Genomic DNA, 25527 nt, shown 5'->3' with positions numbered 1-25527 from the left:
GAACTTCAAGGATATGACTAATGGATATTACTGGTCTTTTTTAACTTTTAATGACAAGTGAAGTTCATCAAGCTGGGCTTCGCTTACTTCGCCAGGAGCGTCTGTCAATAGATCGCTTGCACTTGCTGTTTTCGGGAACGCAATCGTATCGCGCAGGTTTGTTCTTCCGGCAAGGAGCATGACCATTCTGTCAAGTCCAAGTGCGATTCCGCCGTGTGGAGGCGTTCCATATTCAAATGCCTCAAGAAGGAATCCAAACTGCTCGACTGCCTGTTCCTTTGTGAAGCCAAGAACAGAGAACATTTTTTCCTGTACATCTCTTTCAAAAATCCTTAAGGATCCGCCACCTAGCTCGTAGCCGTTGAGGACAAGGTCATATGCCTGTGCCTTGACGCTTGCTGGATCGCTCTCTAATTTAGACAGGTCTTCGCGGGCTGGCATCGTGAATGGATGGTGAGCTGCGAAATAACGATCTGCTTCCTCGTCAAACTCCAATAGTGGTCAGTCAGTAATCCAAAGGAAATTGAATTTGCTCTGGTCAATCAAGCCTAGCTCTTTTCCAAGCTTTAAGCGCAAGGCTCCAAGTGCATCAGCTACAACAGACTTTTTATCCGCTACGAAAAGCAGGAGGTCGCCGGCTGAAACTTCTAATTTCGCCTGAAGTGCTGCCTGTTCTTCTTCTCCAAAGAACTTCGAGATCGGGCCTTTCAAGCCGTCCTCTTCAGCTTTCAGCCATGCAAGACCTTTGGCACCGTATACAGAAACAAATTCAGTCAGTCCATCAATATCCTTACGTGAATAGTTAGCTGCGGCACCTTTTACATTTATAGCTTTCACCTGGTCGCCGTTTGCAACTGCAGAAGCAAATACTTTGAATCCAGAATCCTTAACCGTTTCCGAAAGGTCCACAAGTTCCATTCCAAAACGCGTATCCGGTTTGTCAGATCCGAAGCGACTCATCGCCTCTTCGTAACTCATGCGAGGAAATGGCTCCGTCACATACATACCTTTTACATCCTTCATGACCTTCTGCATCATTTTTTCAGTCAAGCCCATGATCTCTTCCTGGCTCATGAAACTTGTTTCAATATCGATTTGCGTGAATTCCGGCTGTCGGTCAGCTCGCAAGTCCTCATCGCGGAAGCAGCGGGCAATCTGGTAATAGCGTTCAAAGCCGCCAACCATCATCAGCTGTTTGAAAATCTGCGGCGATTGAGGCAGAGCGTAGAATTCGCCTGGGTGAACACGGCTTGGCACTAGATAGTCACGCGCACCCTCAGGTGTACTCTTTGTTAAAATCGGTGTTTCTACATCAAGGAATCCTTCGCCATCAAGGAAGTCACGAATCGCTTTGGTTGCCTGATGTCTCATCTTGAAAGTTTCGAACATTACCGGACGACGGAGGTCGAGATATCGGTATTTCAAACGAACATCCTCGGATACATCTGTTTTATCAGCAATTACGAAAGGTGTCGTCTTCGCTTCATTAATGATGGTAAGCTCCTCAGCCTGGATTTCAATCCTTCCAGTCTTAAGATTTTCATTGATGCTTCCTTCGCTGCGGGCAATGACTTGCCCTTTTACATCAAGAACGTATTCCGTACGAACTTTTTCAGCAAGCGACAGTGCCTCTTGGGACACGTCAGGATTGAAGACAATTTGTACAAGTCCTGTCCTGTCACGCAAGTCGATGAATATCAGCCCGCCAAGATCCCGGCGCTTCTGCACCCAGCCTTTCAGCGTTACCTTTTCACCGATTGCTTCTTCTGTTACTTCACCGCAAAAATATGATCTCCCAAACATCGAAACTCCCCCCTCTACTTACAAATGTCCTTGAATTTTTCAACAAAGCTCTCAAGCGGTAATTCGGTTTGTTCCCCGTCCGCCATTGATTTCAAATTGATTTTATTTGCTTTTAATTCATCCTCACCCAGCACTGCCACATATTTAGCATTCATTCTGTCAGCAGCCTTGAATTGGGCCTTGATTTTACGATCCTGATAATCTCTTTCCGCAGAGAATCCTGCCATTCTCAGATTGTGCAGCAGGCCTACAGTATAATCCTTTGCCTCATCCCCTAAAGAAACGAGGTAGCAATCGATTCCTTCATTAACCAGTAGCTCAACACCTTCTGCATCTAGTGCTGCAAGCAGTCTTTCTATGCTTAAAGCGAATCCGATACCGGGTGTTTCCGGTCCGCCGATTTCTTCAACAAGGCCATTGTACCTGCCGCCGCCGCAAAGTGTGGTGATTGCTCCAAAGCCTTCCGCATCACTCATGATTTCAAAGGCTGTGTGGTTATAATAATCCAATCCTCGCACCAGATTGGCGTCAACTTCGTATTCAATCCCTAGATCAGTCAAATATTTCGTCACTTTACTAAAATATTGAGCTGAATCATCTGTCAGATAATCAATGATCGATGGTGCGGACTTCATAAGTTCATGGTCGCGGTCTGCTTTGCAATCCAGGATTCGCATTGGATTTTTTTCAAGCCGGTTCTGGCAGTCGCTGCAGAATTCGCCAATCCGAGGTTTGAAATGATTCACTAGAGCTTCTCTGTGTGCCGTACGGCTCTCTTTATCTCCCAGGCTATTCACGACCAGCTTGAGTTTTTTCAATCCAAGTTCCTTATAAAGGGACATCGCTAGGGAAATCACTTCAGCGTCAATCGCCGGGTCTGCACTTCCCATTGCCTCGACACCAAACTGCACAAACTGGCGGAAACGGCCTGCTTGCGGACGTTCGTAGCGGAACATCGGTCCCATATAGTAAAGCTTCACTGGCTGATTAGGACTTCCGAACATTTTATTCTCTACAAAAGAACGAACAGCCGCTGCTGTACCCTCAGGACGGAGCGTCAGGCTTCGGTCACCCCTGTCAGTGAATGTGTACATTTCTTTTTGGACGATATCTGTTGTATCACCAACGCTACGCTTGAAAAGGTCTGTATGCTCAAATATCGGAGTCCTTAATTCCTGATATTGATATCTTTCACAAAGTTCTCTCGCCTTTGCTTCAATAAGCTGCCATTTCTCTGTCTGGCCTGGCAAAATGTCCTGTGTTCCCCGAGGGATGTTGATTTGATTAGCCACAGTGCATCCTCCTCCATTCAATTCGAATCATTTCTAGTGCATCTACTTATAACCTTCTCTGGAACATCGCGAATCTAGCAACATTCCTGAGAAAAATAGCTTATGTAAAAAAGAATACAAAAAAGCCCCCAATCCCTTGCCATAATAACAAGGGACGAGAGCTTTGGATTCCCGTGGTGCCACCCTAATTGAAGCGCATGTATGCACTTCCACTTTAACAGTTAACGCCTGATTACGTCTTCTCCTAATAACTGGACAGCCATGTTCAGAGAAAATCCTACGGAGTGTTCATTCACCAGGTCATCGTGCAGAAATGCTTTCAGCCAGGGCATTCCCTCTCTTTTCACGTGTTTCATGGTTACTGTGCTCCATCAACGGTTTGTTTTCTGTATAACATTTTATTTATATTATAATACGGAGTACAAATGCCCTTGTCAAGAACAATTCAAGAACGTTCAATCTGTTTTTTCAGTTTTCGGACATCACGGAGAGAAAGCCCAAATTCCGAAGCTAATTCTACTGTGTTAGTGCTTTGTTCCTTTTGAATAAAATCGTGGAAATCTACTCCGAATAATTGATTCTCACCAAATGAAGCAGATCTTCCTTTATCACTGAACCGCATCGTATCACCTACCATAGTTTATTGCTTACTATTCTTCCCAGCGACTATGGAAATTTTTCATGATTTTGAGATATTCTTTTCACACTTGAATTTTTCTTGTTCCAAACCGATATAAGAGAAAAGTCCTCGTGATTTTACCGGAAAAATCCGGTAAAATATTTTTAAGAGAATTGGAAAGGGAGGGAGATTATTGCCCAGAAATAAAATGGTTCCGATCATCCTTTGCCTGATGCTGATTTTTGGGAGCCTTCCAGCTTTAGAATCAGTTCGGGCGGATAATGGGAGTGTCTCGATAACTGCCACAAGTTTGAATGTAAGAACTGGGCCGGGACTAAGTTACCCGATATCAGGATCAGTTAAAAAGGGAGAAAAGTTTTCCATCGTCAAGAAAGAAGGCGAATGGATCCAAATTAGCTTAGGAGGCAGTAAAAAGGGATGGATCGCTGACTGGTTTACTGCTAAGGAATCAGCTAAGACAGCAGTTTCACCAGCTGTTACGGCAAATTCCAAAGGTTCAGGCAGTGTTAACGTCAATGGTTTAAGAGTCAGAAAAGGGCCGGGTACGACCAGCAGGTCATTGGGTCTTTTAATAGTGGACAAGCTGTCGAAATTCTTGGCTTCAACGGGAATTGGGCAGAAGTCCGAACAAAGAACTTACAGGGATGGGTCTCGAAGGAATACATATCTGTTACAGAGAGCAAGGCTAATGAAGCGCCAGTGCCGGCAGCCAGTGCCAAAACAAGCGGGACGGTCACCGCTACTTCCCTAAATGTAAGAGAAAAGCCTTCATTGAATTCTGGCAAAGTAGGTCAATTAAGTTATGGAGCTGCAGTGACAGTCCATTCCCAGTCCAATGGGTGGGACGAGATTGCATACGCAGGAAAAAATGCCTGGGTAAGCGCTCAGTACTTGAAAATCGGAGGAAAACTCTCAACTGACAGCAGCAAGCCAGCAGCTCCTGTCGATCAGTTCACAGGGACAGTAACTGCATCACAGCTGAATGTCCGTGATAAAAACTCACTCGACGGCAGCGTCGTCGGCTCTGTATCAAAAGGGCAAAGCTTCAAAATTCTCGATGAACAAAATAATTGGGTCAAGATTGAATATCAATCTGGGAAAACAGGCTGGGCAGCTGGCTGGTTCTTCGAAAAAAAGAAAAACGGTCCCGCCGCTGCACCTAGCCAGTCCGTGAATAACAGCAGTGTCTCAATGCTTCATAATGGGACAAATATTCGCAAAGGGACAAGCACAGGCACAGCCGTTATTTTCCGTGCCAATCAGGGGGACAGCTTTGAAATCCTAAGCGTCGAAAAAAATTGGTATGAGATTGCACTGCCAAATGGAACAAGCGGGTTTGTAGCCGGCTGGATCGTTTCTGTTAAAGGTAGTGCACCGCAAATTGAAAGACCGGGAGCGGAGAAACACACGAAAAATAAAACAGTCGTCATTGACCCTGGTCATGGCGGCAGGGATAATGGGACAACAGGTGTAAGAGGAACCATGGAGAAGACGCTTACCCTGAAAACTGCCCAGCTTTTATATGACAAACTAAGAGCGGCCGGTACGAACGTTATATTGACAAGGAACAATGATCATTATATTTCCCTAGGTTCCAGGGTCAGCAGCTCCCATTACCATGATTCCGACGCGTTCATCAGCATCCATTATGACAGCATCAACGATCGGACTGTCCGAGGCATGACGACTTACTACTATAATTCAAAGCAAAAGCCTTTAGGTGAACAAATTCACTCTTCGGTTATAGGTAAAACCATGTTGAAGGATCGTGGCACACGCTTTGGGGATTATCACGTCATCAGGGAAAACAAGCAAGCAGCCGTCCTACTTGAATTAGGATATTTAAGCAATCCTGCTGAAGAGATGCTCGTCAATACACCTCAATATCAGGAAGCTGTAGCTAACGGGATATTTGAAGGACTTGCGCGATATTTTAAAAATAATTAAGCAAACCTATATACTAAAAAGAAGGTATCCCTCAAGTGGGGATACCTTCTTTAACTTTTGTTTATTTACTATCGATGATCAACGTAACCGGACCGTCATTTGTCAATTGAACGTCCATCATCGCGCCGAACACACCAGTTTCAACCTTGATTCCTTTTTCAGCAAGGAAGGAGTTGAATGTATCATAGACATTTTCTGCATGATCTGGCTTGGCTGCGTTCATGAAGTTTGGGCGGCGCCCTTTGCGGCAATCACCATACAGGGTGAACTGCGAAACAGATAGAATCTCTCCTTCTACATCAAGAAGGGACAAGTTCATTTTTCCTGCTTCATCTTCGAATACCCTGAGGTTTGCTGCCTTCTCGGCAAGAAAGGCAGCATCTTTTTCTGTATCATCATGGGTAACGCCTACAAGGATGACAAATCCCTTATTAATGGAGCCTGTTACCTCGCCATCTACTGTTACTTTTGCTTCTTTGCTTCTCTGTATGACTAAACGCATAGTGAATCTCCTTACACACTTTCTCTTCTTGCTAAAATGAAATCTGTCTAGCTCATTACCCTTCTGACAGCATAGATGTCTGGAATTTGCTTAATCCGATCCACGACTCTTTGCAGGTGGCTGACATTATGGATGGCGATCGACATATTGATGGTCGCCATCTTATTTTTATCAGATTTGCCGGATACTGCGGTAATGTTTGTCTTTGTTTCGTTTACCGCCTGCAGTACTTCATTCAGCAAACCTCTGCGGTCATAGCCGCTGATTTCAATATCAACATTATACTCTTTGCTTTCATTCAATCCGGTCTCCCATTCAACCGGAATCAGCCTTGCCTGTGCATCCTCTGTATGAATGTTCGTGCAATCAGAACGGTGAACAGATACTCCGCGGCCTTTTGTGATGAAACCTACAATATCATCTCCAGGTACAGGGTTGCAGCAACGGGATAGCCTGATCAGCAAATTATCAATACCTGACACCCGAACGCCAGACTCACGTTTCTTGGCAGGTGTAAATGCTTTAAGCTCGGAAACAGCATTCGAAATATCCTTTTCCTGTTCCATATCACGTAGCTTGCGCAGTTTTTCTGTCAGTCTATTCGCCACCTGAAGAGCTGTTATTCCGTTGTACCCGATTGAAGCAAACAGATCTTCTTCATTCGAGAAATTATATTTCTCGGAAACCTTTTTCAGGTTTTCTGGTGTCAAAATTTCCTTCACATCAAAATCCATATTGCGGATTTCTTTTTCCAAAAGCTCTCAGCCTTTTTCAACATTTTCGTCCTTCTGCTGTTTCTTGAAGAATTGGCGAATCTTGTTTTTAGCCTGTGAGGTCTGTGCAAGCTTTAACCAATCTTTGCTCGGACCATAAGAGTGTTTTGAAGTAAGGATTTCAATGATATCTCCAGTTTTCAACTGGTAATCAAGAGTCACCATCTTGCCATTTACCTTGGCACCGATCGTCTTATTCCCAATTTCGGAGTGGATCCGATAGGCAAAATCGATTGGAACGGAACCAGCAGGCAATTCAATGACATCGCCTTTTGGTGTGAAAATAAATACCATATCCGAAAAAAAGGTCAATTTTAAGGGACTCCATGAATTCTTCTGCGTTGGCAGTATCATTCTGGAATTCAAGTATTTCACGGAACCAGGATAGCTTAGTTTCAAAATTGGAAGCATCAGTTGGTTTCCCCTCTTTATATGCCCAGTGGGCGGCAACCCCAAATTCAGCAATTCTGTGCATTTCATCTGTCCTGATCTGGACTTCCAGAGGATCGCCTTTAGGACCAATTACTGTAGTGTGCAGTGATTGATACATATTAGGCTTTGGCATTGCGATATAGTCCTTGAATCGGCCAGGCATCGGTTTCCAGCAAGTATGGATGATTCCAAGGATTGCGTAGCAGTCTTTGATGCTGTTGACGACAATGCGGACAGCCAGCAAATCATAAATTTCATTGAACTGTTTATTTTGCAACACCATTTTACGATAGATGCTGTATATATGCTTCGGTCTTCCGGAAATTTCAGCTTTGATTGAAACTTCATTAAGCCTTTCCTTCACCTCATCAATGACTTCATCAAGATATTGCTCGCGTTCTGCCCTTTTCTTTTTCATCAGATTGACGATACGATAATATTGCTGGGGATTGAGATAGCGCAAAGCTGTATCTTCAAGTTCCCATTTGATCTTGGAAATACCGAGTCTGTGAGCGAGAGGCGCAAAAATTTCCAGCGTTTCATTCGAGATCCTGCGCTGTTTTTCACTCGGCAAATGCTTTAAAGTCCTCATGTTATGAAGCCTGTCAGCCAGCTTGATGAGGATGACACGAATATCCTGCGCCATCGCTACGAACATCTTTCTGTGATTTTCAGCCTGTTGCTCTTCATGCGACTTGTACTTTATTTTACCAAGCTTCGTGACACCATCAACAAGCATCGCCACTTCATCGTTGAAGGCCTCTCTTATATCATTAAGTGTTATATCTGTATCTTCAACGACATCATGAAGAAAACCAGCTGCAACCGTCGCCGGGTCCATCTCCAGGTCGGCCAGGATGCCTGCTACCTGGATAGGGTGGATGATGTACGGTTCCCCCGACTTCCTGAATTGATCATGATGAGCCTGTCTGGCGAACTCATATGCCTTGCTTACCAATTCAACATGTTTATCATTTAAATATGATTTTGTACAGTCAATGACTTGTTCTGCGGTCATTACCTGGTCATTCGCCATAGGATCACCTAATTTAAATTTCTTTATACTAACCCGCATTTTCTCTCCAGCGGGAACCAAGGAAAAAGGAATAAAAAAGAAAACCCTTTATATACAATAATTATTCTTATAAAGGATTGTTACTATTATCAAAGAAAAAATCGAAGATGTAAAGAGAAAGGGAGATATTTTGCAGCAGAAATTAAAAAAATTGTCGAAAGATATTAAATTTCTTTTATTAATAGGTTTATTTTAGCAAGTGTACCTGCCTTTGGATGGATTTCTACTAATTCAAAGAAAAGGGCACTTCGCAATGAAGCGCCCGGTCAAATTAATATTGCATCAAGGTTAAAACATCATAGCCTTCCAGCTTTTCTCGTCCATCAAGATAAGTCAGTTCAATCAGGAATGCTATGCCTGCCACGATTCCACCTAGTTCTTCAACTAGCTTGATCGTTGCATCAATCGTTCCTCCAGTTGCCAGCAAGTCATCGGTGATCAATACTCTTTGTCCTGGCTTGATTGCGTCTTTATGGATTGTTAAAACATCACTGCCGTATTCAAGTCCGTAATTCACTTTGATTGTTTCGCGCGGAAGTTTTCCTTCCTTCCTGACAGGAGCGAAACCTACGCCATGTGCGTAGGCAACCGGACAGCCAATGATAAAGCCTCGGGCTTCGGGTCCGACTACAAGGTCAATTTGCTTTTCACGGGCATAGGCCACGATTTGGTCTGTTGCATATCTATAAGCCTCACCATTGTCCATTAAGGTTGTGATGTCCTTAAATTTAATGCCGGGCTTTGGTCAATCGGGAACGATTGTTACAAATTGTTTCAAATCCATTGAATAATTGCCTCCTCATTTTTCACCGACTCTTGAACGAAATGGTCAAACCAATTCTTCAATTGCTCATACGATGAGTAGAGCAATTCATTTTCAAGAGTAAATGCTTGCACCTTGTGCTGATATGTTTTGGATTCAGAAAGATCCCTTTTAGGGAGATTTTCTTCTAGTGAAATAAACCCATTGTTTATTTTAACAAACTCTAGTTCAAAAAACACCTGCGACATGAATTCTACTGTTTCTTTTGTCCACCCTTTATGCTTGGCCAAATCGCCGCCATAACGTTTTAGGTCAAATGGCCCTTTCTTTGCGAGGAAAGCATAAAACCATTTGAAATGCTCCCTGGTTGGCATAGTCGTGAAGAAATCGCTGTTTTCTTTGTAAAAATGGACATAAATCCTTCCCGGCTTCTTCCCGGCAAATAATTTCTCCAGTATATCTTTGGAAGGCGGCAGGTCCAACAGGACGACATAAGATTGGTCGAACCCGATTTGTTCAGCCTGCTCTTCAGTTGATACCAGTTCCAATGAGTCTCCGATTATAGGAGAAAACTTATTTTTCAAATCGGAGTTGAATAGAATCCACTTAATATTACTGCCTGGAATCATGGCTGGAAGCTTTTCCAACCTTTTAAGCCCACGAAAATCGAATAGCTGCCAGTTCTTGACGGCTACGTCCCTAAGAAAAATCTGCGGTTTCTTGATATTGTTCCATTCGTTGATCGACAGTTCGCCAATGACCGACAGCTGCGAACTCGGCGAGATATGGTCATGGAGATATCCAAAGCCGAAACCTATTCCATCAATCACAGTACCTTCCTCTTCAAGTGCCAGCTTAAGATGTGACTGATCTGCCCCTATCTTTCTCAGGGTGGAAATATTGGCCCCATCAATCAGCACTTTCGGTTTAGGGTTGCTTACACCATATGGAGAAAGCATTCCAAGTTCATTTATCGTTTCAATCGTAATCTCTTTCACATCAATCCTGGCATCGATATGGGATACCGGAATTAAATCTTCTTCTTTCAGCTGCTCTATTGCCAGTGCATTCAACCTTGACCTTAATGCGTCGACATCATCAAGACTCAATGTCATGCCCGCGGCCATTGGATGTCCGCCAAAATGAGGAAGGATGTCTCTGCAGGTTGAAAGATTTTTAAAAAGATCGAAACCGGCGATACTGCGTGCAGATCCTTTCGCGAGCCCCTTCTCTTTATCAAAACTGAGAACAATCGTTGGTCGGTAATATTTCTCAACGAGCTTGGAGGCTACGATGCCAATGACTCCTGCGTTCCAGCCTTCCTTGCCGACGACAAGGACTGAATTATCTTCTATTGGATAATTCCTTTCTACTTCAGCAACTGCTTCTTCAGCAATTTGTGAAACAATATTCTGCCGTTCTTTATTTATTGAATCGATTTCTTCTGCTAGCATCATCGCCTCTTCAGGATCAAGAGTCATCATCAATTGAACCGCAGGATCAGCGCTGCCAAGCCGGCCGGCTGCATTAACCCTCGGGCCAATCATAAAACCGATGGTTTCTTCATCAATGCCTGCCCTGTCTGTTTTAGCCAGCTTAAGAAGCGCATTCAAACCAGGTGACTGGGTCGCCTTCAATTTCTCTATTCCCCTCTGAGCAATCAGCCTGTTCTCTCCCATCAGGGGTACGAGGTCGGCAATTGTCCCTATAGCGGCAAACTCCAACAAATGCTCCGGGACTCTTCCAAGCAAAGCATGTGCAACCTTAAAAGCGACACCTACACCAGCTAAATCCTTGAAAGGGTATACACTGTCGTCCAGCTTTGGATGAATGATCGCAAACGCATCAGGCAGGACCGGACCCGGTTCATGGTGATCCGTTATGATCAGGTCGACACCTAAGTCCTTGGCAACAGTTGCTTCATGAAGAGCTGATATGCCCGTATCGACAGTAATGATCAAGCCTACTCCGCTGTCTGCGGCACTTCGGAATGCTTTCTCATTTGGACCGTACCCTTCTGTAAAACGGTTCGGTATGTAATAGTCAGCGTTCGCTCCTAGTTCAGCCAGAGCCTTCATCAGGACTGTTGTACTGCTTACACCATCTGCATCATAATCACCAAATACCAAAATAGGCTCTTGCGTTTCTATTGCCTTATTGATCCGCTCAACAGCCTTATCCATATCTTTCAGCAAAAATGGGTCGTGAAATTCGCTTTTTTGCCCAAATAAAAAATACCGGGCATCTTCCACGGTATCCAGTCCGCGATTGACTAGCAATGAAGCAGTCAGATGATTTATGTTCATTTCCTCGGCGAGTGACTCTATTATTGTCTGGTCAGATTTTTTAACAATCCACCTTGATTTTGGCTTTAACATACGTTCACCTCTCAGCTTATTCATTATACAAAAGCGGCGAGGCGGTTTCAATGACAATGAATGCTAATAGGAGAAGTCTTCGCCCCTTCCACTGCAATCAACTAAGGTTTCTAAATGTATTTTACTTTTACCCAGCCCTTCTAAACAGAGGTCCAGTTTTATTGTCCAATTGATCGTTCTTACCATGATCCTTGTGAACACCATAAAAAAAGAGGCGACTCTCAGGTGGATTTTTCGACCTTTTGAGTTAGCCTCTTTCTTTGATTAATGGATATCTTCGATTTGCTGTTCGTGTGCTGTTTCTTTCTTGATTGTATCCTCTTGCGCCAACTGAGCTTCTAGTGAATTGTTTCTCTTCTTCAATGTTTTTACTTCCCTTTGAAGCACAAACATCCTGAACAGACCGACAGAGCCAACGATGAGTCCGCCCATCAATACAGATCCTAAGATGACCAAGATTAAAGGCCATTCTGACTCCCCAAATAAATAGTTCACTGTTACTGGATCGACGTTGATGACTGCAAAAACAGCAACAATCAAAGCAAACGCTAATCCCAACAGCAATGTCCATTGAAACTTCATGCTATCTCCCCCCATGAGACTTATTGAATATCTATGTCATCTTCAAAACTTCCACTCTCACTGTATGGATTTATATGGACCAGGACATTTTGGACATGGTTGTTTTCCATCAGTTTCTTTTTCACACTTTTTCCAATCCGGTGGCCCTGTTCAACGGTAATATGTGGATCAACAGATATCTTCAAATCAATGATAACATAGTGACCGTGTTCTCTGGCATGTAATTCATCCAATTTTTTCACTTCTGGTATTGACTGTACAATGTTCTTGAACTCTTCTGTATCCTCATCATGAAGCACATGATCAAGTGTGTTGTGGATGGATTCCTTGCCTAGCTTCCATGCCATCCTGATGACCAGCAAGGCGACAAGCAGCCCAGTGACCGGGTCAGCATATTCCAGCCATGCTATACCAAAGATGCCGCCCAACACAGCAGCGCTTATCCCAATAAGTGCTGCTATGGAAGAATAGACATCCGACCTATGTTCATACGCATTAACAATCAACGCATCACTCTTTAGTTGCTTCCCCAATCTGTATTTGTACCTGAACATTCCCTCTTTTACGATAATTGAAACGACAACAGCCACTATCGCAATTGATTTCGGAGGTTCAATGGGATGAAAGAATGCCTCGATTGAGGATCTGCCGATTTCTACTCCCACAAGCATCAATAATACGGCAACAATGATGGCCGCAATCGATTCGGCCTTACCATGGCCGTATGGATGGTCTTCATCCGGCGGTGCTTTCGCTGCCTTGAGACCTATGTATACGGCTAATGATCCAGCCACATCCGATGCAGAATGCACTGCATCCGCTACAAGCGCTTTACTATTCGCATAAATGCCTACTCCCCACTTTAACCCTGCCAGTAAAATATTCCCGACAACTCCCACCATTGCTGCAAATTCCGCTTTCTTAAATCGATCATCTTTTTCCAAAAGCAAAATCCCTCCCTGCTCAGTGCTTATATAAGATTCCGTGCACACCCACCATAATTAGTCTGGCGGCATTCATTTTATTTTATCCGGAAAAATGGCTTTTCTAACCAGAAATAAAAATACCACGGAAAAATCCGTGGTATTTCGAATGGGCATATTTTAAACTTGCGGCTCATCTGAGTAGACTTTCTTTTCCTTGTAAGTCTTGATTGAGCCTTTCTTCTTAAGCTCTTTATTTTTCCATATATACCACAGCTGTGCTGCGATGAAAATGGAAGAATACGTACCGGCAATCAGACCAATAAGAAGGGCGAACGAGAAATTCCAGATGGACGAACTTCCGAATATCAATAGAGCCACGACTGTTATGACAACAGTAAGAATGGTGTTGACCGAACGGCCAAGCGTCTGGCGAAGCGCGGTATTCACTACGTCCGCAATGTCTTCCGGTGTCTTCAGTCGTCTCTTCTTCACCATATTCTCACGCATCCTGTCAAAAGTAACAATTGTATCATTGATTGAATAACCAACAATTGTCAGGACGGCTGCAATGAAGGTAATATCAACTTCAAGCCTTGTCAGACTGAATAGGACGATGATAAAGAAAGCATCGTGAAGCAGTGCGATAATAGCAGCCAACGCCATGTAAATCTCGAATCGGATCGTTACATAGATGATGATCCCTACTGAAGCAATTGCGACAGCAATCATGGCGTTCTTAGCAAGCTCTTTACCGATTGTTGGTGAAACTGTACCAACATTCGGTTCAGCACCGAATTCTTCGTTGAAATGTGATTTAAGCTCAGAAATCTTATCCTTGGATAAAACTGTTTTAAACCTTGCGACGCCAATTTCTCCATTATCACCAGAGATGACAATATCGTTTGTTTCCAAATCAACTTGCTTAAGTTCCTCTTTTAATTGCTCCGCTGTCAGTTTGCTGTCAGACATGACCTCTACCCTCGTCCCAGCCGCAAAATCAATTCCAAGATTCAGGCGGAACACTAAGAGTGCAATCAGGCCAATACCGATAAGAACAGCTGAGGCGGTAAAGAACTTGTTTCGGCTCTTGATGAAATCGAAACGATCAAATTTAGTTTTTAAATCCAATGTATCCTTGCCTTCAGAAATATCATGGATTTCACTTTTCTTAACTCCGAACAAGCCCGGCTTATCTTTAAATAAGCCACTGTTCACAAGCAGTCCGAGGAACAGTCGCGCTCCAAAAACTGCAGTGATGAAGCTTGCCAGGATACTGATGATCAGCATAGTGGCAAAGCCTTTTACAGAGCTTGTACCATACGCGAATAAAACGATTGCCGCTAGCAAAGTCGTGATGTTGGCATCAAATATAGTAGACAGTGAGCCTTTGCTCCCCGCGTCAAATGCTGCTTTGATATTGCGTCCAACCTTCAATTCTTCTTTAATCCGCTCATACGTGATGATATTCGCATCCACCGCCATGCCGACACCGAGGATCAGGGCCGCGATTCCAGGCAGCGTGAGCACCCCGTTCATCCAATCAAATACAAGCAGGATGAGGTACACATAAATAGATAAAGTGATAACTGCGACTATACCAGGTATACGGTATAGAACGAGCATGAAGACGAAAACAGCAAGAATGCCAATAATCCCAGCAAAGACTGTTTCATTGAGAGCCTGTTCACCGAACTTCGCTCCAACAGAAGTAGAATACGTTTCTTCTAGATTAACCGGCAGTGAACCGGCATTAAGCAAAGAAGCAAGCTGTTGAGCTTCTTCTATTGTAAAATTACCTGTAATTTCAACATTTTTTTGATTCAGGATCTTATCAACATTAGGATTGGAAAGGAACTTTGGTTCAGGCTTCATCCTTTCTTCCTTATAAGAATCCTTGCCTTCCTCGAAATCCAGCCAGATAACCAGTTGATTTTCAGGATACATATCACGGATTTCCTTCGTGATTTCACCGAATTGGTCTCCATCTTTAAGAGTAATCGAAATACTCGGCTTGTTTTGCTGGTCGAAGCTTTGCTTTGCCCCGTTTTCTTCCAAGTCACTTCCATCCATCATAACGCGGTCGTTCACGTCACGGAAGGTAAGATTCGCTTCGGTAGAAAGAATCTCGCGTGCTTTATTCTGGTCTTTTACGCCAGCGAGCTGAACGCGAATCCGGTCATCTCCTTCAATTTGAATATTTGGTTCACTGACACCAAGAACGTTGACTCTTCGTTCAAGCGCCTCAGCCGTGCTTTTCAAGGTTTCGCGATCAACTTTCTCGCCTTTCTTTCCATTCAGAGGCTGAACTTCATAAAGAACCTCAAAGCCTCCCTGCAGGTCAAGACCAAGTTTGATATCTTTTAATATATTCTGGGTTGTTGCACCCATGGCGCTTCCGATTAAAATAACCAGCAAAAAGAAGGCCACGATGCGGCTGCGTTTTACCATTATGTATGAATCCTCCTTATTCTTCGCACACGACATGCTGACAGACAAAAAAACAAAAAGACAAAAGAAAATAAACAGTAGCCAATTTATAGCATTCTAATTATGTAACAGTTTAAAAAAACTGTCAATTAAGCTTTTTCCGTTAACTAAATAAATAAAGATTCTCTCTATAAAAAATCAGCATTGGGATGTTTTCGTGTAAATCAGCACAAAGAGCCATTTCCCCTGCTACTTCAGCAGTTCCCTTCGTCCCTCTTCATCATCAAGCGCAAAGTCTCCCAGTTTGAATGCTTCAACGGTGGTAAAATTCATTACGTCACCTATTTTTGCGGATAAAATATCAGCGATGATTTCATATAGTTGTATTTCTTCTTTCGGTTTCTTCCATTTTTTCTTTGTGAGATAATCCCATAATTCTTTTTCCTTAATCTGTTCATAACCGAATATTTTGAATTCTTCAATTTTGCTTTCCAATGCCGGCTTTACTTGCTTGTAAAACCGTCCGTATGTATGGCTTGAATTCATCCCCTGGCCCCCTCGTCCAATTTTCTAGTCTTAATGTTTTAACCTTGTCATGCTTTGTCCACTTTCTTGCATATAGTTAATTGTATATGAAATATGCATTTTTGAGAAGGCAGGGAGCGTAATGTCGAAGTTTTTAAAAGGAACATTTATTTTGTTAATGGCCGGGCTCGTCACGAGGGTGCTTGGTTTCATAAACCGGATCGTCATTGCCCGTTCCATCGGAGAAGAAGGTGTTGGTCTTTACATGATGGCCTTCCCCACTTTGGTGCTTGTCGTGACGATTACACAACTGGGTCTCCCAGTTGCGATTTCGAAAAATGTAGCTGAAGCGGAGGCAAGGGGCGACTTCCGAAAAATCAAGAAAATCCTTGTCGTTTCACTTGCAACCACTATATCACTATCTATTGTCTTTACACCGGCTCTCATTTTCCTTGCTCCATACTTGTCTGAGACATTGTTCACGGATCCCAGGACGCAATGGCCGTTGCTGGCCATCGCACCAATCGTGCCAATCGTTGCGGTTTCCTCGGTTCTCCGCGGCTACTTCCAGGGAAGGCAGAATATGCGGCCTTCCGCAATCTCCCAGGTAATCGAACAGCTCGTCCGGATCACGTTGATTGCTGTTTTGACAAAAACTTTCATGCCTTATGGAATTGAATATGCGGCAGCAGGTGCCATGATTGCCTCTGTGATCGGTGAGCTAATTTCACTATTCTATCTAATGACGACCTTCAAGCTTCGGAAAAAATTCAGGCTGCGGAATAACTTTTTTCAGTTCGTCCATTCCGGAAAATCGACCTTTAATGATTTAATGAGGATTGCCTTGCCAACTACTGGTTCAAGGCTGATTGGCTCTGTTTCCTGGTTTTTTGAACCAATCGTCGTTGCACACAGTCTGGCGATTGCCGGTGTGGCAGCTGTGGCTGCCACGAAACAATACGGAGCCTTGACCGGCTTCGCGATGCCATTGCTGCTATTGCCATCATTCATCACCTATTCCTTATCCACCTCACTTGTACCGGCAATCAGTGAAGCGAACTCCCGCAAGAACATGAAGATAATCGAACACCTTCTGCAGCAATCCTTGCGATTTTCCCTTTTGACAGGCGGTCTGGCGATCGTTGTTTTATATGTATTGGCTGAACCATTAATGACATTGATGTACGGTACGGCAAATGGTTCACAATTCATCAAGCTGATGGCACCATTCTTCCTGTTCTACTATTTCCAGGGACCACTGCAGGCTGCATTGCAGGCTCTTGATTTGGCTAGGGCAGCTATGATCAACAGCCTGATCGGAAATCTGGTCAAGACCGCTGTGATTTTCCTGTTGGCAAGCCAGCCTGCTTTTGGCATAAACGGTGTAGCCCTCGGAATGGTCATGGGAATCGTCCTTATCACCCTGCTCCATTTCGCGACAATGCTTAAGGCTGTTTCATTCACTTTTTATGTAAGAGATTATGTAAAGGTACTTGCCATTATCATTCTTTCAGGATCACTTGGTTTCCTTCTATGGGATTGGCTGGATGAAAGTCTTTCACTGGCACTAAGAATTCTTATAAATGCAGGAACTGTAACCTGCCTGTACTTGTCCCTTTCTCTTGCTCTCAGCCTCCTGATCAGGAAAAATGAACTTTCGAAATTACGATCTGTCCTTGCATCATTTTTAAAAAAATAAGTAAAAACGTGGACATTGTATCCACGTTTTTATTTATCCTTTAAGTCAATATAGAATTTGCCATTTTGGTAGCTGCAAAAAGAAATCTCTCCTGGATCTTCATATTTCTGTTTTTTCAGCTGCTCCAACAGCCAGAAAATTGATTTGTCAATCATTTCAAGGTTATCCTCCTGGACCTCGCCGTCGATGATTAGCGGAAGTGCAAGGCTGCTGCTGTCTTGTTTTCCTTCCTGTTCTCCCTGTTTCTTTTGGAAAATGGACAAAGTGCCTGACGGCTCCAAAATGGCATACTCCACATCGGCAATATCCCCTACATCCTTTTCTCTTAACTGCAGCAGCAGGTCGTCAAAATTATATCTTTGCGACCGCATTGCTTTTTCATCGATTTTCCCATTATTGATGATGATTGTCGGCTTTCCATCCACAATGTCCCTGAACTTTTTGCTTTTAAGAGAAAGCAAGGCAAATACTATTTGAATGATGACAAGGAAACCGATTGGGAGAAGGGTGTCAATCAAAGGATCTTTCGTATTTTCGATTGCAAGGGACGCCATCTCGGCAATCATGATATAGACCACTAAATCGAGGATGCTCAACTCTCCAATTTCCCTTTTTCCCATTAAACGAAAGATCAAAAGGATCAATAAATAAAGGAGCAATGTCCTAAAAAGGATAATGAAATATTGTTCCACTTTCCCCCCGCCCTTCACACAGCATTCCTCCATAGTCTTTAACCAAGAAGTGAAATCATACTTATTGTTTCATTAATTTTTCAGTGTAATCCTGAATAAAAACTGATTCTATTTGTCCATGAGCGTGAATATGCTTGTACTAGGCATTTCCCGTTTAGAGGGATTAGATCAGAGAGGAGAGGGGTTAATGGAATCTAAAAGTTTAGGCAAAGCCGTCCTGTACGGGGTGATTGCAATTTTCCTGTTGGCAATCGTGAGCAGCTTTATATTTTCTCTTCTTTTAAAGTTCACCTCCGTTCAAGAATCTTCGCTTCAATACGTCATGACATCTATTTCTTTTTTATCGATTTTCATCGGCGGCTTTATCACTGGCGGAAATGGCAAAGAAAAAGGCTGGATGATAGGTGGAGCTACAGGACTGGCATATTCTTTGATTATTTTCTTGTTCCAATACCTGGGTTATGACAGTTTATTCTCGCTTGAGCAGATTATCTACCATATTTGCTATATCCTGACGGCAATGATGGGCGGCATCCTTGGAGTAAACATCGTTGGAGGAACATCAAAGGCATAAAAAAGAAGCGAACCAAGTTCGCTTCTTTTTTTATTTTAGTTATACACCTGCTGCTGTTTCCTTGACATCGCGAATTGCCGCGCGGTCATATGTAAGACGGCTTCCGTCTCCACATTTGATGACAACAGTGCCTTCATCAAGTGCATCAACAATTCCATGCAAACCGCCGATTGTTACTATCTTGTCACCTTTTTGCAAATCACTTTGCATTTGCTGAACCGCTTTTTGCCTCTTTTGCTGAGGGCGGATCAGTAAAAAGTAGAACAATACAAACATCAGCAACAGCGGGAATACTGTACCTAATAATCCTTCCATTCATTTCCCCTCCTTTCATTGTTTGGCCTTACTCGTATAACGAAACAGCCTAAGTAAAAGCAGTTTATTTAGAAGTTTTTGGCATTCGGCTTATTGTAGCCATATTGCTCAAAGAACTCTTCTCTAAAGTCCCCCAGACGGTCTTCACGGATTGCCTGTCTGACCTGCTCCATTAATTTTAGCAGAAAATAGAGATTATGGTAAGAAGTAAGTCGAATTCCAAACGATTCATCCGTTTTAATCAAGTGGCGGATGTAAGCCCTGCTATAATTTTTGCATGTATAGCAATCGCAGTTGGGGTCCAATGGTCCAAAGTCACGGGCAAATTTCGCGTTCTTGACAACCAACCTTCCCTCGCTCGTCATCAATGTACCATTCCTGGCGATACGAGTTGGCAGCACACAATCGAACATATCAATTCCGCGGATGGCGCCATCAATCAATGAATCTGGTGAACCTACCCCCATTAGATAGCGCGGCTTGTCCATTGGCAGCCATGGTGTCGTGAATTCCAGTACTCGGTCCATAACATCCTTCGGTTCGCCGACAGAAAGGCCACCAACAGCATAGCCAGGGAAGTCCATTGATACAAGGTCCTTCGCACTCTGCTTTCTCAGTTCCTCATATTCTCCGCCCTGGACGATTCCGAATAATCCCTGGTCCTGTGGACGCTGATGCGCAGACAAGCACCGTTCAGCCCAGCGGGAAGTCCGTTCTACCGACTTTTTCATATAATCATATTCCGCAGGGTATGGCGGGCATTCATCGAATGCCATCATGATATCTGACCCAAGGGCATTCTGGATCTCCATCGCCTTTTCTGGAGAAAGGAAAAGCTTATCTCCGTTCAAATGGTTGCGGAAGTGGACGCCCTCCTCTTCAATTTTCCTGAACTCGCTCAAAGAGAACACCTGGAATCCACCTGAGTCTGTAAGAATGGCACGGTCCCAATTCATGAATTTATGCAGGCCGCCTGCCTCTTTGATTATTTCATGACCTGGCCTTAACCAGAGATGGTAAGTGTTGCTCAGGATGATTCCTGCACCCATCTGGACCAATTCTTCAGGTGACATCGTTTTAACTGTAGCCAGTGTACCTACCGGCATGAAGACAGGAGTTTCAAAGGACCCATGAGGCGTATGTACACGACCAAGCCTTGCTCCTGTTTGCTTACAGGTCTTGATTAATTCGTAACGGATTGCTGACAATGTTTAAGCTCCTTCCAGAAATACAAGTGTTTTTATTTTACGAAAAGCATGAAAAATTATAATATCAACATTGCATCGCCGAAGCTGAAAAAGCGATACCTTTCCTCTACTGCATTATTATAGGCATTAAGAACATTATCGCGTCCAGCCAAAGCACTTACAAGCATGATCAGCGTCGACTTTGGCAAATGGAAATTGGTAATCATCCCGTCGATTGCCTTAAACTCGTATCCAGGATAAATGAAGATATTGGTCCAGCCATTTTCAGCGACAAACTTACCATCGTTGGCTGTAGCAATGGTTTCAAGCGTCCGGGTTGAGGTTGTTCCCACGGTAATGATACGCCCGCCCTGCTTCCGTACAGAGTTTAACAGCAATGCCGTTCCCTCAGTCACCTGATAAAACTCAGAATGCATATCGTGCTCCTCAATGGAATCCACGCTGACAGGCCTGAATGTTCCCAGCCCGACATGAAGGGTAATGAAGGCGATATGAACGCCCATTTCCTTAAGCTCTTCCAGCAATTCCTCGGTAAAGTGCAAACCAGCAGTCGGTGCTGCCGCAGAACCTCTTTCCCTTGCAAAAACCGTCTGGTATCTATCCTTGTCTTCCAGCTGCTCCTTAATATAAGGAGGAAGAGGCATTTCACCCAGCTGTTCAAGCACTTCATAAAAGATGCCATTATATGAAAATTTAAGGTTTCTTCCACCGTGTTCAGCTTCCCCTGTGCATTCTGCAGTTAATAGGCCGTCTCCAAAAATAATTTTCGTGCCTGCCTTCACTCTCTTTGCGGGTTTCACAAGTGTTTCCCACTCTTCACCCTCAAGCTGCTTCAGTAGAAGAACTTCAATTTTAGCACCCGTGTCCTCTTTCATCCCAAAAAGCCTTGCCGGTAGAACTTTTGTGTCATTCAGGACGAGGCAATCACCCGGTTTAAGGTAGCTTTTGATATTCTTGAAAATATCATGTTCTAAATGGCCCGTTTCTTTATTTAGGACCATGAGCCTACTTTCCGCTCTTTGTTCAAGCGGAGTCTGGGCAATCAATTCCTCAGGTAAATGGAAATCAAACAAATCTACTTTCATGTTGTCACCCTTACTAATTTTCTATTTATTTGTTCATGGACCGATCATCTGAATCAGCCAATAAAGTAAAAGATTGCGGATAAGATAATGCTTGCCAGAATAGACGTTACAATGGGGAAGTAAAAGGTTGTGCTGCCTTTTTTAAAGACGATGTCTCCTGGCAATCTTCCCAGATTGACAAACTGCATGATGAATCCAATGATGAAAATGACTGCACCGGCGATCATCACGAACTTCGCTGCTCCTGTCATCGTTCAGGCACCTCCATTTCAAAATGTCGGTATACAGCCTCCGTTACAATTCTTCCCCTAGGAGTCCTTTGCAAAAACCCGATCTGCAATAAATATGGTTCATACACATCTTCAATTGTCTGAGATTCCTCTCCTATTGTTGCAGAGATCGTCTCTAACCCGACGGGACCGCCGCGGTATTTTTCGATGATGCCCTTCAGCAATTTATGGTCTATATGGTCAAGACCAAGTTGGTCAACCTGCATCAATTCCAAAGCTTCCCGAGCAAGAGTTTCCTCTACAGCACCATTTCCGCGCACTTGCGCAAAGTCGCGCACTCGCTTCAATAGGCGGTTGGCAATCCTCGGTGTTCCTCTCGATCTCCTTGCAAGCTCCTCGGCGGCAGGCCAGTCGATGTCAGTTTCCAAAAGCTCAGCTGTCCTGACGACAATATCAGTAAGTTGTTTCTCATTATAGTATTCCAAACGGCTCAGAACTCCAAACCTGTCTCTTAAAGGAGCTGACAACGAACCGGCACGAGTAGTTGCACCAACAAGCGTGAACGGAGGAAGGTCAAGTCTGACAGATCTGGCACTTGGACCTTTGCCGATGACGATATCAAGGCAAAAGTCTTCCATCGCAGGATAGAGTACTTCCTCAATTGTTCTTGGGAGCCTGTGAATTTCATCTATGAACAGGACATCCCCCGGTTCCAATGCCGTCAGGATGGCTGCCAGGTCACCTGGCCTTTCAATGGCCGGTCCTGAGGTCGTCCTGAGGTTGACGCCCATTTCATTGGCGATGATGGCTGCCAGTGTCGTCTTACCCAGACCAGGCGGTCCGTAGAGCAACACATGATCCAGCGTTTCCCGCCTCATTTTGGCGGCTTCAATGAAAACCTCAAGGTTTGCTTTCACTTTATCCTGGCCGATATATTGCCTGAGTGTCTGCGGACGCAGGCTCTGCTCAAATGAAACATCCTGGTCGCCCGCTTCACTGGAGATGATTCGTTCTTCCATCTGTTTCTCACCCTTCTTATAAGCTGGTTAACAGATCATTTTTAACACAGCGTTACTTTAATAGCCTCTGTAATGCTTTCTTGATATATTGGTCTGTCGTCAATGTTTCTTTCTTCAGTTCAGGAGTGATTTTGCGTATTTCTTTTTCAGAGTAACCAAGTGCCTTCAGTGCCAACACAGCCTCATCAAACTCGGTTGACTGGCTTATGCTTGCTGCTACCTCGTCCGAATTGAACAGATTAGGGAAATAATCTGGCACAAGGTCATGCAGCTTCCCCTTTAAATCGAGGATCATTTGTCTCGCGGTCTTCTTGCCTACTCCAGGGAATTTGACCAGGAAGGATTCATCTTCATTTTCAACTGCCTGAACCACTTGACCGGGTTCTCCTGAAGCAAGGATAGCCAGTGCCCCTTTCGGACCGATTCCCGAAACATTCAAGAGTCTTGTGAAAAGTGCTTTTTCCTCACGATTCTTAAATCCATAGAGGGTCATCAGATCTTCTCTGACATAATGATATGTATAGATACAAATCTCTTTACCCGCTTCTTTCGTGAATGCGAATGGATTTGGTGTCATGATTTGATACCCAATCCCGTTGTTTTCTACTACTATATATTCAGGACCGACAAAATCGACGGTGCCTTTTATGAATTCATACAATACTCTCGCCCCTCTGCTTTGCTGTAACTCATTTTAACATACTCTTTTAAAAGGTATGAATAAAAATATGCGAAAAGGCGAACGTATGATCATTTTATAAGAAAAGCGCAAGCGCCTTGGTCAGCCCCGACAAGCGCTGGAAGGCCTGACAGTGAAGTCGTTCTTTGACTTCATTGGCAGGACCGAAGCGACTCGAGGGGCTAGGCGCTGGAGCTGGACAATAAGAAAAGCGCAAGCGCCTTGGTCAGCCCCGACAAGCGCTGGAAGGCCTGACAGTGAAGTCGTTCTTTGACTTCATTGGCAGGACCGAAGCGACTCGAGGGGCTAGGCGCTGGAGCTGGACAATAAGAAAAGCGCAAGCGCCTTGTTCAGCCCCGACAAGCGCTGGAAGGCCTGACAGTGAAGTCGTTCTTTGACTTCATTGGCAGGACCGAAATTGAGGGATGAAAACTGGCTAGGCGCTGGAGCTAGACACTACTTTAAGTGGATAAATTTATTCTTTCTTAACCAGTAATAAATTCTCTCCGAATCCTTAGGAAACACAAATAAGAGCCAGTCAGCCCGGCTCTTCACTGTTTTCCCTCACCGTATACGGTTTAAAAGTCTCCAATACCTCTTCATAGCATTGTTTATTCCTGATTGGAATCCCTTTTTTCAATTGATCGCGTTTAATGCTTTCAAGTCTGCCTAGATCGATTTGAAAGAACGACTGGATAATGTTCGAACCATCGGGCCTTCCATTGAAGATTGTAAGGACGCCTTCATCTGACAACCCGAAATATCCATTTGCCTTCAATAGCGGTGATATATCATCATAGTCCAGTCTGAAAACAGCTTTGTTCGCTTCCATATCTACTAGCTGCCATTCGTCATACTTGGCCCAAAAGTCTTCCATTGACCAAATCGTTTCCTCAATACGTTCCTCACTCATTTCACCATCAAGATAAACTCTTTGCAAAATGATTGTGACCTTAAGAGGTTCATTGATTTCAGGGACTGCTTCTTCAGGCTTCTCAGCAAAAACTGGCTCTGTCTGAAGTACTAAACTGTATCCTGATAGACCCATTAGGAGTATAACAGCTGTACTGAACGTTTTTAATAATTTGATTGAAGCCATTGCTGTCCACCTCTCTTATTTGCTAAAATTTGTTCTTTTTCACTAATAGTGTAGCCAAAATGAACTTATTTATCCTTTTTAAAGTAAACATGAAAAATAGAAGGCAAAGGTTACTCTGCCTTCTATTTTATTATGGGTTGAAGTTGATGCTTTCCCTTGGATTCCCATTTCTTTTGTCATAATCAATATTCCTTGTCCTGCTGAAGGTTCCTTCATCCTCAAGGATGCGCAGTATTCTTCCTTCTGTATAAGGATGTACAGCCTTTTTAATTTTCTCATCTGTTTGTTTTTTCAGCGACTTATCCTTATATGTCACCGTCACCTCTACTTCTCGGCCGAATAACACGGACCTGACTTTATCAACATTCGCGACAGACTCGGCTGCAATCCCTACTTTGCGAGCCAACCGGTTATCTTGTTCATTATTGGAGTATATCCCAGCCTTGCCGCTTCCCCTGCGCTCACTTAGGTGTCCATGATAATTTAAATCACCGCGGCTATATCTATTATCTTTTTGGAAAAAATTATGGTCATGGTCAGATCGGGGAACCGTTGGATTGGGCGGGTTGCCGTTTTCATCTCTGGATTGTAGCATTGCCCGTTTCCGGTTTTCCGCGGCTTGACCTTCTTTCCCAAAATTATGGTCAAAAATTTCCGTGATTGCCCCCTCACGATCATCCATCACGTCAATTTCATTCCCTTTTTCATTCGAGTAATAGCCAAGTGGCTGACCGCCATCGTCATTCTGGCTTTGAACAGCGGCTTCATCATTTCCATTGCAAGCCGTCAGTCCTATTGTGAGCAAGGAAGCTAAAGGTACGAACAACATCTTTTTGTTCAATTGAAAAACCCCCATCCTAGC

Annotated in this window: 22 protein-coding genes, 4 pseudogenes and 1 other annotated feature; of the genes and pseudogenes, 7 read left to right on the top strand and 19 right to left on the bottom strand. The window is 43.8% G+C overall.

Annotated features, from left to right (window positions below; all coding sequences use genetic code 11):
• Window positions 1-27: 27 nt before the first annotated feature.
• Window positions 28-1803 (bottom strand): annotated as a pseudogene (gene aspS, locus LC048_RS04645) (aspartate--tRNA ligase).
• 14 nt (window positions 1804-1817) lie between these two features.
• Complete coding sequence (hisS, locus tag LC048_RS04640; RefSeq protein ID WP_226604144.1) at window positions 1818-3095, bottom strand: histidine--tRNA ligase; 1278 nt, start codon at window positions 3093-3095, stop codon at window positions 1818-1820.
• A gap of 147 nt (window positions 3096-3242) precedes the next feature.
• Window positions 3243-3479, bottom strand: a binding site (T-box leader).
• A 443-nt stretch (window positions 3480-3922) separates the two neighbouring features.
• Here hisS and LC048_RS04635 point away from each other — a divergent pair.
• The 3 genes and pseudogenes from LC048_RS04635 to LC048_RS04630 form a co-directional block, all read left to right on the top strand.
• Window positions 3923-4108: pseudogene (locus LC048_RS04635) on the top strand (SH3 domain-containing protein); the annotation flags it as partial.
• Between the two features lie 185 nt (window positions 4109-4293).
• Window positions 4294-4344 (top strand): annotated as a pseudogene (locus LC048_RS24925) (hypothetical protein); the annotation flags it as partial.
• 162 nt (window positions 4345-4506) lie between these two features.
• Complete coding sequence (locus LC048_RS04630; RefSeq protein WP_306049562.1) at window positions 4507-5682, top strand: N-acetylmuramoyl-L-alanine amidase family protein; 1176 nt, start codon at window positions 4507-4509, stop codon at window positions 5680-5682.
• Window positions 5683-5743: 61 nt separating this feature from the next.
• On the opposite strand, the gene dtd is transcribed toward LC048_RS04630, so the two are convergent.
• From dtd to LC048_RS04590, 8 genes and pseudogenes are all read right to left on the bottom strand, one after another.
• Window positions 5744-6184 carry a D-aminoacyl-tRNA deacylase gene (gene dtd / locus LC048_RS04625; protein ID WP_226604139.1) on the bottom strand — a complete coding sequence of 147 codons (441 nt, stop codon included), beginning with the start codon at window positions 6182-6184 and terminating at the stop codon, window positions 5744-5746.
• A 47-nt stretch (window positions 6185-6231) separates the two neighbouring features.
• Window positions 6232-8425: pseudogene (locus LC048_RS04620) on the bottom strand (RelA/SpoT family protein).
• Between the two features lie 310 nt (window positions 8426-8735).
• Window positions 8736-9197, bottom strand: a complete 462-nt coding sequence (locus LC048_RS04615; RefSeq protein WP_306050436.1) for an adenine phosphoribosyltransferase — start codon at window positions 9195-9197, stop codon at window positions 8736-8738.
• Window positions 9198-9238: 41 nt separating this feature from the next.
• Window positions 9239-11605 carry a single-stranded-DNA-specific exonuclease RecJ gene (gene recJ / locus LC048_RS04610; protein ID WP_226604118.1) on the bottom strand — a complete coding sequence of 789 codons (2367 nt, stop codon included), beginning with the start codon at window positions 11603-11605 and terminating at the stop codon, window positions 9239-9241.
• Between the two features lie 264 nt (window positions 11606-11869).
• Window positions 11870-12187: a LapA family protein gene (locus LC048_RS04605; RefSeq protein WP_226604115.1), complete on the bottom strand. Its 318-nt coding sequence runs from the start codon at window positions 12185-12187 to the stop codon at window positions 11870-11872.
• 20 nt (window positions 12188-12207) lie between these two features.
• Window positions 12208-13131, bottom strand: a complete 924-nt coding sequence (locus tag LC048_RS04600; RefSeq protein ID WP_226604112.1) for a cation diffusion facilitator family transporter — start codon at window positions 13129-13131, stop codon at window positions 12208-12210.
• A 159-nt stretch (window positions 13132-13290) separates the two neighbouring features.
• Window positions 13291-15561: a protein translocase subunit SecDF gene (gene secDF, locus LC048_RS04595; protein ID WP_226604109.1), complete on the bottom strand. Its 2271-nt coding sequence runs from the start codon at window positions 15559-15561 to the stop codon at window positions 13291-13293.
• A 228-nt stretch (window positions 15562-15789) separates the two neighbouring features.
• Window positions 15790-16086, bottom strand: a complete 297-nt coding sequence (locus LC048_RS04590; protein WP_226604107.1) for a post-transcriptional regulator — start codon at window positions 16084-16086, stop codon at window positions 15790-15792.
• Window positions 16087-16207: 121 nt separating this feature from the next.
• Here LC048_RS04590 and spoVB point away from each other — a divergent pair, with 121 nt between their 5' ends.
• A complete protein-coding gene (spoVB, locus tag LC048_RS04585; protein ID WP_306049557.1) occupies window positions 16208-17764 on the top strand; it encodes a stage V sporulation protein B in 1557 nt (518 codons plus the stop codon).
• Between the two features lie 29 nt (window positions 17765-17793).
• Here spoVB and LC048_RS04580 read toward each other — a convergent pair whose 3' ends face one another.
• Window positions 17794-18456 (bottom strand): DUF421 domain-containing protein, encoded by a 663-nt coding sequence (locus LC048_RS04580; RefSeq protein WP_226604270.1) that lies wholly within the window; start codon window positions 18454-18456, stop codon window positions 17794-17796.
• A gap of 187 nt (window positions 18457-18643) precedes the next feature.
• Here LC048_RS04580 and LC048_RS04575 point away from each other — a divergent pair, with 187 nt between their 5' ends.
• The gene (locus LC048_RS04575; protein ID WP_226604101.1) at window positions 18644-19030 is read left to right on the top strand and encodes a TIGR04086 family membrane protein; all 387 of its coding nucleotides are present in this window, start codon (window positions 18644-18646) and stop codon (window positions 19028-19030) included.
• Window positions 19031-19069: 39 nt separating this feature from the next.
• Here the strand turns inward: LC048_RS04575 and yajC are convergent, their stop codons facing one another.
• The 6 genes from yajC to ruvA form a co-directional block, all read right to left on the bottom strand.
• On the bottom strand, window positions 19070-19345 hold the full coding sequence (yajC, locus tag LC048_RS04570; protein WP_226604099.1) for a preprotein translocase subunit YajC: 276 nt from the start codon (window positions 19343-19345) through the stop codon (window positions 19070-19072).
• Window positions 19346-19413: 68 nt separating this feature from the next.
• On the bottom strand, window positions 19414-20553 hold the full coding sequence (gene tgt, locus LC048_RS04565; protein ID WP_226604096.1) for a tRNA guanosine(34) transglycosylase Tgt: 1140 nt from the start codon (window positions 20551-20553) through the stop codon (window positions 19414-19416).
• Between the two features lie 56 nt (window positions 20554-20609).
• Entirely contained in the window at window positions 20610-21638 is a 1029-nt protein-coding gene (gene queA / locus LC048_RS04560; RefSeq protein ID WP_226604093.1) for a tRNA preQ1(34) S-adenosylmethionine ribosyltransferase-isomerase QueA, read from the bottom strand.
• Between the two features lie 53 nt (window positions 21639-21691).
• A complete protein-coding gene (locus LC048_RS04555) occupies window positions 21692-21889 on the bottom strand; it encodes a DUF2905 domain-containing protein (RefSeq protein ID WP_306049554.1) in 198 nt (65 codons plus the stop codon).
• Window positions 21886-22887 carry a Holliday junction branch migration DNA helicase RuvB gene (gene ruvB, locus LC048_RS04550; RefSeq protein ID WP_226604088.1) on the bottom strand — a complete coding sequence of 334 codons (1002 nt, stop codon included), beginning with the start codon at window positions 22885-22887 and terminating at the stop codon, window positions 21886-21888. The genes LC048_RS04555 and ruvB overlap by 4 nt, the downstream gene beginning before the upstream one ends.
• Before the next feature lie 52 nt (window positions 22888-22939).
• Window positions 22940-23548: a Holliday junction branch migration protein RuvA gene (ruvA, locus tag LC048_RS04545; RefSeq protein ID WP_306049552.1), complete on the bottom strand. Its 609-nt coding sequence runs from the start codon at window positions 23546-23548 to the stop codon at window positions 22940-22942.
• 151 nt (window positions 23549-23699) lie between these two features.
• Here ruvA and LC048_RS04540 point away from each other — a divergent pair, with 151 nt between their 5' ends.
• A complete protein-coding gene (locus LC048_RS04540) occupies window positions 23700-23840 on the top strand; it encodes a hypothetical protein (protein ID WP_306049551.1) in 141 nt (46 codons plus the stop codon).
• On the top strand, window positions 23824-23964 hold the full coding sequence (locus LC048_RS04535) for a hypothetical protein (protein WP_226604083.1): 141 nt from the start codon (window positions 23824-23826) through the stop codon (window positions 23962-23964). The genes LC048_RS04540 and LC048_RS04535 overlap by 17 nt, the downstream gene beginning before the upstream one ends.
• A 140-nt stretch (window positions 23965-24104) precedes the next feature.
• On the opposite strand, the gene LC048_RS04530 is transcribed toward LC048_RS04535, so the two are convergent.
• Together LC048_RS04530 and LC048_RS04525 are read right to left on the bottom strand one after the other, a co-directional pair.
• Entirely contained in the window at window positions 24105-24665 is a 561-nt protein-coding gene (locus tag LC048_RS04530; protein WP_226604082.1) for an intercompartmental signaling factor BofC, read from the bottom strand.
• Window positions 24666-24795: 130 nt separating this feature from the next.
• Window positions 24796-25506: a YhcN/YlaJ family sporulation lipoprotein gene (locus LC048_RS04525; RefSeq protein WP_226604079.1), complete on the bottom strand. Its 711-nt coding sequence runs from the start codon at window positions 25504-25506 to the stop codon at window positions 24796-24798.
• Window positions 25507-25527: the final 21 nt, after the last annotated feature.

The sequence above is a fragment of the Mesobacillus subterraneus genome, from assembly GCF_020524355.2.
Lineage (GTDB): Bacteria > Bacillota > Bacilli > Bacillales > Cytobacillaceae > Mesobacillus > Mesobacillus subterraneus_C.
The sequence above is the reverse complement of the archived record's forward strand: the minus strand, read 5'-3'. Positions and strand labels throughout refer to the sequence as shown.

Coding starts and splice junctions, on each gene's coding strand:
- dtd (WP_226604139.1), bottom strand. CDS start 6,184: ATGCGTTTAGTCATACAGAGAAGCAAAGAAGCAAAAGTAACAGTAGAT.
- LC048_RS04575 (WP_226604101.1), top strand. CDS start 18,644: ATGGAATCTAAAAGTTTAGGCAAAGCCGTCCTGTACGGGGTGATTGCA.
- secDF (WP_226604109.1), bottom strand. CDS start 15,561: ATGGTAAAACGCAGCCGCATCGTGGCCTTCTTTTTGCTGGTTATTTTA.
- yajC (WP_226604099.1), bottom strand. CDS start 19,345: ATGGAAGGATTATTAGGTACAGTATTCCCGCTGTTGCTGATGTTTGTA.
- LC048_RS04530 (WP_226604082.1), bottom strand. CDS start 24,665: ATGGCTTCAATCAAATTATTAAAAACGTTCAGTACAGCTGTTATACTC.
- LC048_RS04555 (WP_306049554.1), bottom strand. CDS start 21,889: ATGACAGGAGCAGCGAAGTTCGTGATGATCGCCGGTGCAGTCATTTTC.
- queA (WP_226604093.1), bottom strand. CDS start 21,638: ATGAAAGTAGATTTGTTTGATTTCCATTTACCTGAGGAATTGATTGCC.
- spoVB (WP_306049557.1), top strand. CDS start 16,208: ATGTCGAAGTTTTTAAAAGGAACATTTATTTTGTTAATGGCCGGGCTC.
- LC048_RS04605 (WP_226604115.1), bottom strand. CDS start 12,187: ATGAAGTTTCAATGGACATTGCTGTTGGGATTAGCGTTTGCTTTGATT.
- LC048_RS04590 (WP_226604107.1), bottom strand. CDS start 16,086: ATGAATTCAAGCCATACATACGGACGGTTTTACAAGCAAGTAAAGCCG.
- recJ (WP_226604118.1), bottom strand. CDS start 11,605: ATGTTAAAGCCAAAATCAAGGTGGATTGTTAAAAAATCTGACCAGACA.
- ruvB (WP_226604088.1), bottom strand. CDS start 22,887: ATGGAAGAACGAATCATCTCCAGTGAAGCGGGCGACCAGGATGTTTCA.